The sequence below is a fragment of the Psychrobacter sp. Cmf 22.2 genome (assembly GCF_001921745.1).
Taxonomy (GTDB): Bacteria; Pseudomonadota; Gammaproteobacteria; order Pseudomonadales; family Moraxellaceae; genus Psychrobacter.
This window is the reverse complement of sequence record NZ_MRYA01000006.1, coordinates 121,616-135,869: the sequence shown is the minus strand read 5'-3', so window position 1 is coordinate 135,869 and position 14,254 is coordinate 121,616. Positions and strand designations below refer to the sequence as shown.

At 43.0% G+C, this 14,254-nt stretch carries 15 protein-coding genes and 1 other RNA gene; 8 read left to right on the top strand and 8 right to left on the bottom strand.

Features of this window, described 5'->3' with window-relative positions:
- Window positions 1–163 precede the first annotated feature (163 nt).
- Window positions 164–359, top strand: a non-coding RNA gene (ssrS, locus tag BTV98_RS11015) — 6S RNA.
- A 111-nt stretch (window positions 360–470) separates the two neighbouring features.
- Here the strand turns inward: ssrS and BTV98_RS11010 are convergent.
- A complete protein-coding gene (locus tag BTV98_RS11010; RefSeq protein WP_058368405.1) occupies window positions 471–1,091 on the bottom strand; it encodes an FxsA family protein in 621 nt (206 codons plus the stop codon).
- A 152-nt stretch (window positions 1,092–1,243) separates the two neighbouring features.
- Between BTV98_RS11010 and ruvC the strand changes: the two genes are divergently transcribed.
- On the top strand, window positions 1,244–1,828 hold the full coding sequence (ruvC, locus tag BTV98_RS11005) for a crossover junction endodeoxyribonuclease RuvC (RefSeq protein WP_058368404.1): 585 nt from the start codon (window positions 1,244–1,246) through the stop codon (window positions 1,826–1,828).
- Window positions 1,829–1,956: 128 nt separating this feature from the next.
- On the opposite strand, the gene BTV98_RS11000 is transcribed toward ruvC, so the two are convergent.
- From BTV98_RS11000 to BTV98_RS10980, 5 genes are all read right to left on the bottom strand, one after another.
- Window positions 1,957–2,823, bottom strand: coding sequence for a DUF4377 domain-containing protein (locus tag BTV98_RS11000; protein ID WP_058368403.1), 867 nt, complete (start codon window positions 2,821–2,823; stop codon window positions 1,957–1,959).
- A 435-nt stretch (window positions 2,824–3,258) separates the two neighbouring features.
- Entirely contained in the window at window positions 3,259–3,915 is a 657-nt protein-coding gene (locus BTV98_RS10995) for a glutathione S-transferase family protein (RefSeq protein WP_075103605.1), read from the bottom strand.
- A gap of 164 nt (window positions 3,916–4,079) precedes the next feature.
- The gene (locus BTV98_RS10990) at window positions 4,080–4,718 is read right to left on the bottom strand and encodes a peroxiredoxin (protein ID WP_058368401.1); all 639 of its coding nucleotides are present in this window, start codon (window positions 4,716–4,718) and stop codon (window positions 4,080–4,082) included.
- Window positions 4,719–5,035: 317 nt separating this feature from the next.
- Window positions 5,036–6,049, bottom strand: coding sequence for a patatin-like phospholipase family protein (locus tag BTV98_RS10985; RefSeq protein WP_058368400.1), 1,014 nt, complete (start codon window positions 6,047–6,049; stop codon window positions 5,036–5,038).
- A 125-nt stretch (window positions 6,050–6,174) separates the two neighbouring features.
- The gene (locus tag BTV98_RS10980) at window positions 6,175–7,902 is read right to left on the bottom strand and encodes a glutamine--tRNA ligase/YqeY domain fusion protein (RefSeq protein WP_058368399.1); all 1,728 of its coding nucleotides are present in this window, start codon (window positions 7,900–7,902) and stop codon (window positions 6,175–6,177) included.
- A 227-nt stretch (window positions 7,903–8,129) separates the two neighbouring features.
- Here BTV98_RS10980 and BTV98_RS10975 point away from each other — a divergent pair, with 227 nt between their 5' ends.
- Both BTV98_RS10975 and BTV98_RS10970 read left to right on the top strand, forming a co-directional pair.
- Window positions 8,130–8,645 carry a peptidylprolyl isomerase gene (locus BTV98_RS10975; protein ID WP_075103604.1) on the top strand — a complete coding sequence of 172 codons (516 nt, stop codon included), beginning with the start codon at window positions 8,130–8,132 and terminating at the stop codon, window positions 8,643–8,645.
- A gap of 56 nt (window positions 8,646–8,701) precedes the next feature.
- Window positions 8,702–9,544 carry a UDP-2,3-diacylglucosamine diphosphatase gene (locus tag BTV98_RS10970; protein WP_058368398.1) on the top strand — a complete coding sequence of 281 codons (843 nt, stop codon included), beginning with the start codon at window positions 8,702–8,704 and terminating at the stop codon, window positions 9,542–9,544.
- A 129-nt stretch (window positions 9,545–9,673) separates the two neighbouring features.
- On the opposite strand, the gene orn is transcribed toward BTV98_RS10970, so the two are convergent.
- The gene (gene orn / locus BTV98_RS10965; protein WP_058368397.1) at window positions 9,674–10,261 is read right to left on the bottom strand and encodes an oligoribonuclease; all 588 of its coding nucleotides are present in this window, start codon (window positions 10,259–10,261) and stop codon (window positions 9,674–9,676) included.
- Window positions 10,262–10,490: 229 nt separating this feature from the next.
- On the opposite strand from orn, the gene rsgA reads away from it, so the two are divergent.
- The 4 genes from rsgA to secB all read left to right on the top strand — a co-directional run bounded on the left by rsgA (window position 10,491) and on the right by secB (window position 13,361).
- A complete protein-coding gene (gene rsgA, locus BTV98_RS10960) occupies window positions 10,491–11,594 on the top strand; it encodes a ribosome small subunit-dependent GTPase A (RefSeq protein ID WP_058369124.1) in 1,104 nt (367 codons plus the stop codon).
- Window positions 11,595–11,745: 151 nt separating this feature from the next.
- Entirely contained in the window at window positions 11,746–12,201 is a 456-nt protein-coding gene (locus tag BTV98_RS10955; protein ID WP_058369125.1) for a rhodanese-like domain-containing protein, read from the top strand.
- Window positions 12,202–12,439: 238 nt separating this feature from the next.
- Window positions 12,440–12,703 carry a glutaredoxin 3 gene (gene grxC, locus BTV98_RS10950; protein ID WP_058369126.1) on the top strand — a complete coding sequence of 88 codons (264 nt, stop codon included), beginning with the start codon at window positions 12,440–12,442 and terminating at the stop codon, window positions 12,701–12,703.
- Between the two features lie 205 nt (window positions 12,704–12,908).
- The gene (gene secB, locus BTV98_RS10945; protein ID WP_058369127.1) at window positions 12,909–13,361 is read left to right on the top strand and encodes a protein-export chaperone SecB; all 453 of its coding nucleotides are present in this window, start codon (window positions 12,909–12,911) and stop codon (window positions 13,359–13,361) included.
- Between the two features lie 151 nt (window positions 13,362–13,512).
- Here secB and adk read toward each other — a convergent pair whose 3' ends face one another.
- Window positions 13,513–14,169 carry an adenylate kinase gene (adk, locus tag BTV98_RS10940; protein WP_075103603.1) on the bottom strand — a complete coding sequence of 219 codons (657 nt, stop codon included), beginning with the start codon at window positions 14,167–14,169 and terminating at the stop codon, window positions 13,513–13,515.
- Window positions 14,170–14,254: the final 85 nt, after the last annotated feature.

Below are 14,254 nucleotides of genomic sequence, written 5' to 3'. Positions count from 1 at the left end.
CACAAAACTCAAAATAGCTGAAAACTCGACATTTTTTAACCAGTCTATAGGGCTTTTTAGATTTTTACTAAATCGAAGTCATGAATAGGTAAAACAAAGATTAAGGCAAAGTATTAATCTGTAAATCAGGCTTGCAATCAGTTATACCATTAGTTAATATAAAAATATTCTAGAGTGTTGGCTAGTAGATGTTTATTCCCTGAGCCGATAATGCTTTACCTGGATGTGCTATCTATTGCTTCATTGTGTATGCCTGCATCGCTTGCGGTGTATCAGGAAACCTGCCGAGGCAATGACACATCCGCCCTGAACTTCACGGTTCATGGGTCACCATCTTACGGCGGCACTCTGGTTGTTATATTCGGTTATGCTATCTAGGTTATAACCATTAAAAGCCCCTTTTGTCATGGACAAGAGGGGCTTTTTCTATATCTGATGTTTATACAATCTTGTATTGTCATGTCTATAAACTATTCGTCATTGGCAGACTTAGTAATTTTCTTTACATCTTTTGGGACATTTTTGGCTGTGCCATCAACCGTAGTATGTTGTTTAAACACATCACCAAATGGATTCTGTTGCTGCTGTCCGAATGGATTTTGACCGCCCATTCCGCCTGCACCGCCAAACGGATTTTGACCACCCATACCACCAAACGGATTCTGACCGCCCATCTGTCCACCCATTTGTTTTGCCATCATCTCCATCATTTTTTGTTGATTATTCATGACATAGTTATTAGCTATATCTTTAAGCTTCTTTTGGACGGGAGGTAGTACGACGAGCAACGCCAACACATCGCTAATAATACCTGGAATTAATAGTAAAATTCCTGCAGCTGCCATGGCCACACTCTTGAGCATGGTCGATTCTTGCGGACGCATGGCAGGGTCCATCATACCTCCTGCTTTCATCTGTTGGGCCATCGGATTGAGAGCCGACATACCTTTACGAATAAGAGAGATACCGATGACAGCGGCGACAATAAACCACATAAATACAAGCCAGCCACTCATAAACTGAGCAAGCAAATACCATATCAGCATCTCAATAATAAACCAAACGATGGCAATACCAACTATCTGACCCATAAAGCGTCGTCCTATCAAATAAAAACTATAAAATTAAGTGCCATAAAATTAAAATGGCTAACATGTCATGTATATGGGGATTGATTGCTATACTATCAAACTTAAGGCTAATTTTTAAGCCATAAAACAAAATGGAAGTAAGACAGAATACTATGACAATTATTATAGGGATTGATCCTGGCTCACGTATGACGGGCTACGGAGTCATTCAACAAACGGGCGACAAGTTAACCTATATTGATGCAGGTACCATTCGCACTGACACAAAAGAGATGCCTGAACGTCTTAAGCGTATCTTTAACGGCTTAACTCGTATTACTCAGTATCATCTAAAATATGCCAATGAACCTATTTATGCTGCTATTGAACAAGTATTTATGGCAGAAAACCCTGACTCTGCGCTTAAGCTTGGGCAAGCACGTGGCGCCGCTATTGCAGCAATGGTTGCATTGGATTTGGAAGTATCAGAATATACTGCACGACAAATTAAACAAGCAGTTTGCGGTTATGGCGCTGCCGCCAAAGAGCAGGTCCAAGAAATGGTTTGTCGCATATTATCTTTAGATGTGGTACCACAGGCCGATGCCGCTGATGGTCTAGCCTGTGCTATTTGTCATGCGCACTCTAGTCATTCAATGAACAAACTACTACTTAATAGCTCAATGCGTGGACGCGGTGCCTCCAAGAAAAAAGGCCGCTGGCGCTTAACTGAAGACGACTTGGGAAATTTGCGTTAACCACTTGCTTGTCTGATACATGAACTATCAAGCAATATATTACTATATCGTTAACCATTAAACAAAAAGCACGCGCTCTATAGGCACGTGCTTTTTATGGTTATATCTTCCTTTTCGAACAACAGTATTTATCTGGCCATTGAACTTTCTATCACGATATCGAGTACATAAGCATACTTTGCATCTGAGTCGTCATCCGATTCAAGTTTATAACGCTGCAGGCGTAGCACTTCATCATAATCAGGGTTATGCTCATAACCATCAATACTGCCCTTGAACGCTGTCCACTCACCTTCGTTTATCTTTATACCTTGATCATCGTAGGTAATTGGTTTTACTTGCAGACAACTCTGCGCCGAATCGTTAGGGCAAGGTTTGGTGTTTGCATCCACTGCCCAAAATATCGTCTCACCTCTGCTATTATACTTCGCTTGCGCCGTCATCCTACCTCCCCAAACGAGAGTTGCCTTGTCGCTTGTGATTTGAGTAAGAATTAGAGGTGCTTCGTTTGACAAACTTAGCTGGCTCTCACCCTGCATCAGCTCATTCAGTTTATTTTCAGCTGTATTTAAATCTTGGCACAGCATTTTTGTACCCATGCCGTCTTCCGTCATCAGTATATTATCTTGTAGCTGATAAACCGCATTGACAGTATTACAGCCTACACTATAGCTGATAATGTTTTGACCTTGATATTTATTAAAGTTTAAAACAACTTGGTCATTAATATCCATTAATGATGTTATAGGCTGGTTATCGACATCATTTGCAGTGACCAATGTCCAACGGTAACGAGCAAGCTTGACACTCATTTTTTCTTCAGCACTTAGTGTTTGAGTAGCAGGTGCCGATTGGGCATCAGGATTGATAGCCGCGTTTTCTACAGTGGTATCGTTGGTATCATTACTGGTTGAAGTATTATTACAGGCAGTTAACGCTAAGCTAGATGCTAGCAAACTTGGCAGCAAAGAGGATTTTAAAATTTTACTTACCATGTTACATCTCTCTTATGGCTTTTTTAAACTTCTTTAGAAGCATTTCACTTTTTTAATCAATTTGTCATACAAATACAACCATCGTACGAAAATATATATCGCACAGATACAGACAAAGTATAAAGCGTTTAGATCAACGTATACTTTCTCACTATGGACTGCTAAGACTTGTGTAAACAAATATTTAAGAAAATTTGTTTACTTGTTTAAGATACACTCTAAATATTTAAGTCGATATGACAGATATCAAATGGTATAACTACTATAAGAATAACTACGTTACCTTATGTAACTAAATGTTTTAGTTTTATTATCCAGCAGTTTTTGCCTCTATATACAACTTTTAGTTTTGTTTCCCCAATTAATAAAGGATAGCCAATAACTTAACTATCCTTTGTTAGGTATGTTTATAATGAGGGTTTATACGGATTTTATTTAATCGCTGTCCTTTATAGATTTGGCCGTTTTTTTGATATTAAAACGTTCATTCATCATTTGATAAAAGCGCGCTAAATTTTCCCCTTGCTCATTAGGATTGACCTTAAGTATTTTGCCAAAATCCAACCCTAAATACAGCACGATATCTGCAAAGCTCAGTTGCTCGCCAACTAGGTACTCATGACCAACTAAAGCGTTTTCAAAATAAGATAATGCTTTGACAGCACGAGCGATAGACGGCGCAACGAACTCTGGTACTTGCTCAACGCGCTGCGCTTTAGATGGATGGCTGTGCTGAAATGCCAGCATAAGGTTATATAGAACTTCAAACTCAGCAATACGGCGCATAGAGCAGACTTGTGCACGTTGTACCACATCATTGCCCATCACCGAACGCTCACCATAGACGCGATCAAGGTATTCGCAGACTGCCTGAGAGTCGTTAAGTACGGTACCATCATCTAAGGTTAATACTGGTACGGTTTGCATAGGATTCATCTGAGTAAAATCATCTGACATTTGCTCATTGGCAGCAAAGTCGATATCTACGACATTTATGTCATCCATATCATCAACGTCGATACCTTTTGACGCTAATAGAATAAGTGCTTTACGTGGATTAGGGGCAGTACGAGTTACATACAATGTCTTCATGGCAAACTCCGTGGAAGGGTGATCAATAATAGTTATAGCCTACTATAGTTATCATAGCAAAGCCTTATTAATACTTGTCAGAATATTAGTAAAAAACCCCATAACTTTGCGTTATGAGGTTTTTTGGCTTTCATCAGTAGTTTTACCAGGTTACAGCACTTAGCTTATTTATTTGGTGCAGGCGTTGTACGTAGATATGGCTTAACTTCTGTATGTCCTTTAGGATAGTTGGCAGCGATATCTTCGTTTTTGACACTTGGCGGAATAATAACGTCGTCACCATCTTGCCAATCTACAGGCGTCGCGACATTGTATTCATCAGATAATTGTAGCGCATCGATGACCCGAACGATTTCATCAAAGTTACGACCACAGCTGGCAGGATAAGTTAGCGTTAAACGTACTTTTTTGTTTGGATCAATAATAAAGACGCTTCTGACTGTGGCAGTATTATCAGCGTTTGGATGAATCATGTCATAAAGATCGGCGACCGTGCGATCTGAGTCAGCAATGATAGGGAAGTTGACAGCAGTACCCTGAGTCTCCTCGATGTCACCTACCCAGCCTTTATGATCTTCTAAATCATCAACTGACAGCGCAATGGGTTTGACATTGCGTTTTTGGAACTCACCACCTAATGCTGCGGTACGTCCAAGCTCAGTCGTACATACTGGCGTATAGTCGGCAGGATGCGAGAACAACACAACCCAGCTATCCCCTGCCCAATCATAAAAATTGATATCACCATCTGTTGTTGTAGCGTCAAAGTTTGGTGCGGTATCACCTAGACGTAAATGTGCCATACTTAATTCCTTGTATTAGTAATGAGCGATAAAGTTTCTCAAGGCGCTCTGTTATTATCGTTGACGTGCCGAGCTATGAAACAGTAACTCGGCTAACGTCAGTAAGAATTCTATTTTATATTAACAAACTGGTTATGAATGTCTTGTGACGGATTGTAATGCGGTTATTCCATTTATCCCTAAGCGAATCAATATAGATTAAATTATTATTTACACAAAAAAGCCCATGTCTAGCGTACTAGAAATAGGCACAATTGCAAACTACTATTGTCAAGTTTAATCTATAGCGTCAATACTTTAGCTTATATATGACTCACTTATAAAAACTCACTTCGTAAATCTAGAGTAGACTGTTGGCCTAAACCATCGTAGTGTTGATCAAGAAAGGCTTTTGCAGACTCACGACCGATATCGCGTAGGTGCGTTAAAAATGCCCATTCAGAATTTATTTTACTAGACGCTGACAGTGGATTGATTTGTTCAGTGGCTTCAATACGGTGCAAGAAGACCTCAGAATAACGCTCTCTATCCAGATTGTTTTTCTGTAGTTGACGGGTCACAAAGTCAATCGCTCGTAACTCTCTTAACAAAGATGAATTGAACGAAATCTCATTAATACGGTTCTGTATTTCTATGGCACTTGTCGGGGTTTCGTTGCGCTCAATCGGATTAATTTGAACAATCACAATATCTTGGGACTTAGTGGTGCGAAACAAAGGATACAAAGGAGGATTGCCAACATAACCACCGTCCCAATACGGTATGCCATCGATTTCAACCGCTTGAAAATAAGAAGGCAGACATGCCGAAGCTAAAATCATGTCTGCGGTCAACTCTTCACGGTTGAATACTTTTATTTTGCCCGTATGCACGTTGGTTGCCGCTACAAACAGCTTGAGCTGACTGCAAGCTCTGACCTTTTCAAAGTCAATGGTAGACTCAACCAGATCATGTAGCGGGTTGATATTCAAAGGGTTGGTGTCGTAAGGTGACGCTACCCGGCTAAACAGATCAAGCATTAGGTACGCTGGTGAGTCGTCCACATCCCATTTGCCAGTCAAAATACTCAAAGGGCTACGTTTAACAGGGTTCATCATGCCCATGTAGGCCACTTGCCGCCAAAATTGCTCAAGCGCTTCACGCGCGCCATCTGCACCACCATTCATATAGCCTTGTGCCAATACCGTTGCATTCATGGCACCAGCACTCGTCCCAGTGATACCTTCTACACTGACGCGGCCATCTTCCATGAAATAGTCCAGTACGCCCCAAGTAAAGGCGCCGTGAGAACCGCCGCCTTGTAATGCTAGATTGATTGACTTTTTAATCATAATCCCTTTACTCTCCCTTAGATGTATCGTCGAGCATGCCTATTGGGTCAAACAATCAACACATCTACTATTGGCTTGTATCCCTAATCCAAACATCGCACTTTCAAGAGTTTGATAGACGATAATTAAGCCGGCTTATAACTGTCGCGTAAGCTCACGATTTGGTTAAACACTGGCTTGTCGCTGGTGTGCTCTTCACTATCGGCGATGAAGTAGCCTTCACGCTCAAACTGAAAGCGCGTGCCAGCATCTGCGTTGGCAAGTGACGGCTCAACCACTGCTGCAAGCTCAGTCAATGAATTGGGATTGAGCACTTGATGCACATCACTGGCGCTACCTGGGTCCTCGACACTAAATAACTGCTCATACATACGCACGGTCGCAGGCACGCCAAGGCTTGCTGACACCCAATGAATCACGCCTTTGACTTTGCGGCCTTCAGGGTTGTTGCCCAATGTCGCAGGATCAATCGTCGCTTTTAGCTCGGTCACATTGCCAGCATCATCAGTGATATGCTCAGTCACGGCCAGCACATAAGTGTTACGCAGGCGGATTTCTGGCTTTTCTGGTGACAGGCGCTTATAGCCGGCTGGCGGTTCAATTTCATAGTCGCCTTGGTCGATATAAAGGGTTTCGGTAAACGGAATCTCACGCTCACCCATATCGACGTTAGGATGTTTTGGCTGCTTGAGCCATAGAGTCTGAGCATCTTCATCCCAGCGCGCATTGACGCTATCGGCCTTTTGTGCCTCCCAGCTGCTGACCGCTTCCGCAAAGTTGGTAATCGTCACTTTTAAGGGCTTGAGCACCGCCATGCCGCGCGCGGTCGTCGTCTCAAGTGATTGACGGATACTAAATTCTAATAAACGAAAATCAACAACGCTATCGACTTTGGTCACGCCAACGCGCTCACAAAAATCGCGCAGACCCTCTGGCGTATAACCACGGCGGCGCATGCCCGCGATGGTCGGCATGCGCGGATCATCCCAGCCACTCACCACCCCTTCATCGACCAACTGTTTGAGCTTACGCTTACTGGTCATGGTGTGGTCGACATTTAAGCGGCTAAACTCATACTGATGCGGCGGCACCTCAAAGCCGATTTTTTCTACCGCCCAATCATAAAACGGACGATGGTCTTCAAACTCCAGTGTACACAATGAATGGGTGATATCTTCAAGCGCATCAGAGAGCGGATGGGCAAAATCATACATCGGATAGATGCACCATTTATCGCCGGTTTGATGATGCGCTTGGTGCATGACGCGATAGATGACAGGGTCGCGCATGTTCATATTGGGGCTGGCCATGTCGATTTTGGCACGTAGCACCGCTTCGCCTTCGGCAAACTTGCCATCTTTCATCTCATTAAAGCGCGCCAAGTTTTCTGCGACACTGGCATCACGCTGCGGTGATGGCGTACCTGCCTCATTAAATGAGCCGCGGTTGTCGCGGATTTGTTCAGGCGACTGCAAATCCACATAGGCGTCGCCCTGCTCGATAAGCTGCACTGCCCACGCATAAAGCTGATCAAAATAACCTGAGGCGTGATGCGCCTCGCCTGCCCACTCAAACCCTAACCATTTGACATCGTTTTCTATATTGTCGATGAAGTCTTGTTTTTCTGCCGTTGGGTTGGTGTCATCAAAACGCAAGTTGCAAACACCGCCAAACTCCTCAGCGATACCAAAGTTTAGACAGATTGATTTGACATGACCTAAGTGCAAATAGCCGTTTGGCTCAGGGGGGAATCTCGTTACGATTTGGGGGTATTTCTGCGCATTGACATCATCACGAATGATATTACGAATAAAGTCGTTTTTTTGTGCATTATTGCTTGAGTGCTCACTCATTACTCATTGCTCCTAGCGCAAGTGTTCAGCGCGTGTTACCACGCTCAAAAATGATAAATTAAAAAAGACTGATAAAAGATAACGTTGCGTTATTCTATCAGGTTTCGCAAAGGCATTAACAGCCTGATACATGACAGACGACAAAAAAGCCGTTAGACTAGCCATAACTTTTCAACCACCACTTGACAGCGTCATTTAAGGCGCTGCAACTAAAAAAGGAATATCACATGGTAGACATGCCACCAGTAGTAGAACTAGACACCAATATGGGTGCGATCGTCATCGAACTCAACGAAGAAAAAGCGCCAAAAACCGTGGAAAACTTCTTAAATTACGTAAAATCTGGCCATTATGACGGTACGATTTTTCATCGCATCATCGATGGCTTTATGATTCAAGGCGGCGGCATGGACGCTGAGATGAATGAAAAAGCAACCAACGCTCCCATCGAAAACGAAGCGGACAATGGCCTAAAGAACGACAAGGGCACTATCGCCATGGCGCGTACGCAAGATCCACATTCAGCGACCAGCCAGTTCTTTATCAACGTCAAAGACAATGACTTCCTAAACCACTCTGGCAAAAACATGCAAGGCTGGGGCTACACGGTATTTGGTAAAGTCACCAGCGGTATGGACGTCATCGACAAAATGCGCGGCGTACCAACCGGTCGCTTCGGCATGCATGCTGATGTGCCAAAAGAGCCTGTCGTTATCAACTCTGCGACCATCGTTTCTCAGTAAGTCATATAAGTAAGTGTTACTGATAGTCTGATAATAGATGACAAGGATTATGATAAATGCAAACGTTTAATCATCTGATAACGACCCGCCCACATGAGGTGCGGCAAGTATTCATCAGCGATTTGCATTTATCGCCAGAGGAGCCTGCCTTAGTGCAGGCTTTTTTGGCACTGCTCGATGACTGTCTGGCCCTGCCCGTCCTCAAACGTTTATTTATCTTAGGCGATTGGTTTGAGGTCTGGATCGGTGATGACGCTTATTTGACGCTGTCAGATGACGCGCGCCAAACCCACTGGCTCACCCCGCTTATCGCTAAATTAAAACAACTGCGTATCAAGGGCTGTGAGATATTGGTGATGCATGGTAATCGTGATTTTCTACTGGGTCAGCCGTTTTGCAACCTGTTTGGCGGGGAGCTGATTAATGAGCCGTATATGTTAACCATCGGGCAGCAACACTACCGTCTCGAGCATGGCGACGCGCTTTGTATTGATGATAAAAAATATCAGTTTTTTCGTAAAATCATGCGCAACCGTCTAACCCAGTGGTATCTGCTGAATAAATCCTTAGAAAAACGCTTGACCATCGCGGAAAAAATGCGCCAAAAAAGCCAACAAAACAATGCTAATAAAGCCGCTCACATTATGGATGTCAACGATGAGGCGGTAATACAAGCCGTGGCTAATAGCGATGCGCTGCTACATGGCCATACCCATCGTCCAGATATCCATCAAGCGACGACAGATAAAAAACGCTACGTGCTGGGTGATTGGCGGCGGCTGAACGAAGACACCCGTAAACCAATGGTCAGCGCAGTGATCGGTGTAGTGTTCGCTAATGAACACTCAGATAGCAATAAAGCTAAATTTGAATTGGTTGAATTTAAATTACAGGTCTAGCTTCTTTTTTATAAACTAAATGATGTCATAAAATAAGGGTCTGCTAACTATTTAGCAGACCCTTCGTAGTTGGTTGTTCACTTATCAAGTGCAGGCTCATTACTTATCGAGCTTAACTTATCAATCTTATTAAGGCATGAGTTTAAAAAAGTGCTGACGATAATGCTTAAGCTCACGAATAGAGTCACGGATATCATCTAACGCGAGATGACTGCCGCCTTTTTCAAAGTTTTTTAAGATATCGGGACGCCAGCGAAAGCACAGCTCTTTAATCGATGACACGTCAAGGTTGCGGTAATGAAAGAACCGCTCCAGCTCTGGCATTTGCCGCGCCAAAAATCGACGATCTTGACAGATTGAGTTACCGCACATCGGCGACTTACCGCTATCGACCCATTTATTCAAAAACTTAATGGTTTCAGCTTCAGCCTCTGCCAGCGTCACGCTGCTACGACGTACACGATCAACCAAGCCTGATTGTCCATGTTGTTTGGTATTCCACTCATCCATACTATTTAATACCCGATCAGATACCTTAATCGCAAACACTGGCCCTTCTGCAAGGACGTTTAAATCTTCGTCAGTGACGACAGTGGCAATCTCGATAATCTCATCAGTTAAGGTGTTGAGCCCAGTCATTTCTAAATCAATCCATACCAACCCTTTTTTACCTTGGTTTTTAATTTTGATTTTATTGGGATGGTCATCGGTACTCATATTCTGTCCTATGGTCAATAAAGTTTGAAACAATATTCAAGTAAGTTTCGTTGTATAAATTACATAACGATAATGATGTTTGTTTAGCATCACTGCACGTCTGCTGGTGTAAAAAAACTAAAAAGTTCAAAATATTACAAAACCCCTATCTGCTATAGACGCTTTAGGCTGTATGTTAGCAAATTTTCACGCTACACTTAGCAATATTTTTATAATAGGTCACAAACCCATGGCACTAATCCGGCAACGCAAACTGACTAAACAACAGATTCGTCGCATTGACAAGCAGCAGCTCGAGAGTCAAGAGAGCATCGATGAGAGCTTGATGGATGGTGTGGTCATGGCGCATTATGGTAAGCAGTTAGAAGTACAAATCACAAGCTTGCCAGCAGACATGCCCGTACAGCCAGAGATTGCACCCGATGATCCTGAGCCTTTTTGGCAAGCGCTTGAGATGGGCGATATATGGCGCTGTCATGTGCGTACCAACCTTCCTATGCTAGCGGCAGGCGACCACGTACGCTGGACGGCAGACCCCAATACTGGTTTTGGGCGTATTGAATCTGTACAACCGCGTACCTCTCTTGTCTCACGCCCAGATCGTTATCATAAGCTCAAACCTGTCGCCGCCAATGTCGATATTTTAGCAATCGTGTTTGCGCCGCTGCCAGCTGCTGCGCCAACCCTTATCGATCGCTATTTGGTCGTCTGTCATCACGCTGGCGTCAAGCCATTATTAGTGCTTAACAAAGCCGACCTACTGGCGCAAGAAAACGGCATCGATACTAGTGAGCTATTGGCACAATACGCGGCTCTTGGTTATGAGAGCGTGCTGACTTCAGTTGATTGCCCCGAAAACATTGCCAATAATGATGAGCAGCAGGGACTTGATGAGCTAAAACGCTACATAGACAAAAAACTAGTTATTTTTGCCGGTCAGTCTGGCGTCGGTAAAAGCAGCTTAATTAATGCTTTACTACCTGATTCGGCGCAGAGCGTTAATATCATTTCTGAAAACTCAAAACTTGGCCAGCATACCACCACCACCAGTCGTTTATTGCCGTTTAATCCAGACGATCTTACCCAAGGCGGCATCGTCGATACGCCTGGTATTCGCGAATATGGTATCTGGCATTTAGATCCTGACGATATTATTTCAGGTTTTATTGAGCTTGCGCCGCTTGCCGGTGACTGTAAGTTTCGTGATTGCAAACATACTCATAACAGCAAAGGTTGCGCGTTATGGCAAGCGGTAGCTGATGGTGATGTGCTACAGCGCCGAGTCGAAAACCTTGTGACCTTGCAAGCAGAGGCTGATACTAAGCCATATTAATAACGCTATTTATCAAATCCGCACTATTAAAACGTAGGTTGCTCATCATACATTTACTATAGATGACCTAATCGGTATAATAGCGCCTTGTTCAAAATCATTAAGCTGTCTTCTCAGCTTAATAGAACACTTATTTTCTTGGAGGTTTGGTTTGGATCGTGCGCTTGAATTTGTGGGCAACCACCCGTTTTTATTTGGTATCTTAGCCGTACTTGCCGTACTGTTTTTTACCATTGAAAACAAACGTAGCGGCAAAAAAGTGTCGCCAAATACCCTCGGTATGATGGTCAACTCTCAAAATGCGCAGCTGATTGATATTCGCGCCAAAAAGAAGTTTGCCACCGGCTACATCCAAGGCAGTCGTAATATCCCTTTTACAGAGCTCAAAGATCACTTAGATGAGATTCGCGCAATTGAACAGCCAGTGATTATCATTTGTGACATGGGTGTACAAGCAGGTGCGGCTATCCAGATGATTGGTAAAGATAGCGTCTATCGCTTAGAAGGCGGTGTGGGCGGCTGGCAAGCAGCGGGTATGCCCTTAGTAGGACTAAAAGATGCCAAACCCAAGGGCAAAGGTAAGACGAAGCCTAGCTTACATAAGTAAGCCTATTCTCAGAACGAATAAAAAGACATGACTACCCGTTGTGTCTTTTTTTATGGAAGCCGATTCAACGATCATAGGCGCTTGACAGTGTTTAATCGCCTTTTATAACGGGCTGGCTTGAATTTACCATACCTATCCCCACTTTATAGTAAGCGCAATCAAATATACACTTATCATAAATCTATTTAATCCAAGACAATAGATACTTTATATAATATTTAATAATTAAGGATATCTTATGACTGCTTCAGTTAAAGTTTATACAACGCCTATCTGCCCTTATTGCACAAACGCCAAACAATTGCTAAAGAATAAAGGCGTTGACTATGAAGAAATTGGCATGCACGATATGAGTAGTGATGAGCGCCGTGCATTGATGCAAAAAACCAATAACTATCGTACTGTGCCACAAATCTTTGTTGGTGATACTTTTGTTGGTGGCTTTGATGAATTGAATCAAATGAATCAGCAAGGCAAGCTTGATGAGTTATTAGCAGGTTAATCTGCTTTACATGTACTATATGAAGACATAACGACTATATTAATCATCTTTGGCTAATTCTAATTATAGTATTAGACAATAGATGACAGACTATTGTTATTCTTGCCCCAGCTTGTAATAATGTAGCTTGATATCGTACGTTGTTATTAAAACGATGTTATTAAGACAATAACGACACATTGTATTATTTATTCGAGGAATGAACATGGCTGAAGAACAAGCACAACCGCAATTAGCACTAGAACGCATCTACGTAAAAGATATGTCGCTTGAAGTACCAGGCGCGAGTGTATTCACCAAAGAGTGGAACCCTGAGCTGGACATCAATCTATCAAGTAATGCTGAAAAGCTTGATGACGATCACTACCAAGTTATCTTAACAGTAAGCGTTACCGCTAAGAATGCGGAAGAACCAGCGTTTATCGCTGAGGTTCATCAGGCTGGCATCTTTTTGTTAAAGAATATCCCTGACGATCAAATTGGACAGATTCTAGGCGCTTATTGCCCTAATGTTTTGTTCCCTTATGCGCGTGAAGTTATTAGTGACATCGTTACTCGTGGTAGCTTCCCGCAGTTACTGCTTGCTCCAGTCAATTTTGATCAAGCCTACGCGCAAAGCCAACAGCAAGCGCAGGTCGATGCTGAAGGTAACGCATAAATACTGTTGTTCATTTTAAAACCGTCGCCTCATTATGGTAGACGGTTTTTTTATGGATAAACTATTATAGTATTACGTGGTTATAAGACGCCATCAAAAAACCCTGCCAATGAGCAGGGTTTTTATTAATCCAAAGGGTATGAGAAAACGATTACCCTTTTAACGCCGATAAAACTTGCTGTTTGACGTCATCGATAGCTTGAGTACCATCAAACTTGTCATACTTAGGTGCGTTTTCACCTTCTTTGGCTTTTTCTTGATAAAAGCCAACCAAGGCTGATGTCTGCTGATGATATGTAGCAAGGCGCTCACGAATAGTAGATTCTTTATCGTCTTCACGTTGGATGAGTGCTTCGCCAGTGACATCGTCGATATCATCGACCTTCGGTGGATTGTGATCGACATGATATACACGACCTGAGCCTGGATGCTGGCGGCGACCAGATAGACGCTTTACGATCTCATCATCAGGCACACTAATCTCGACTACATGATCGATAGCAACGTCAGCATCTGCAAGGGCTTGAGCTTGCGGGATTGTACGTGGAAAACCATCCAGAATACAGCCATTAGCACAATCAGGTTTAGAGATACGCTCTTTTACTAGGTTGATGATAAGTTCATCAGAAACCAGACCACCTGCATTCATAATGCCTTCAGCTTGCTTACCAAGCTCGCTGCCTTCTTTAATCGCTGCACGTAGCATATCGCCCGTTGAGATTTGCGGAATATCAAACTCTTTAGAGATAAACTGTGCTTGAGTACCTTTACCAGCGCCAGGTGGACCTAGCAAAATAATACGCATCATAATACGTCTCTCCTTGATGGATGGGATGTTAGGGATTGGTTAATTGCGCGAATGCCAGATACACCTTACCTTGTGACTTTATAAA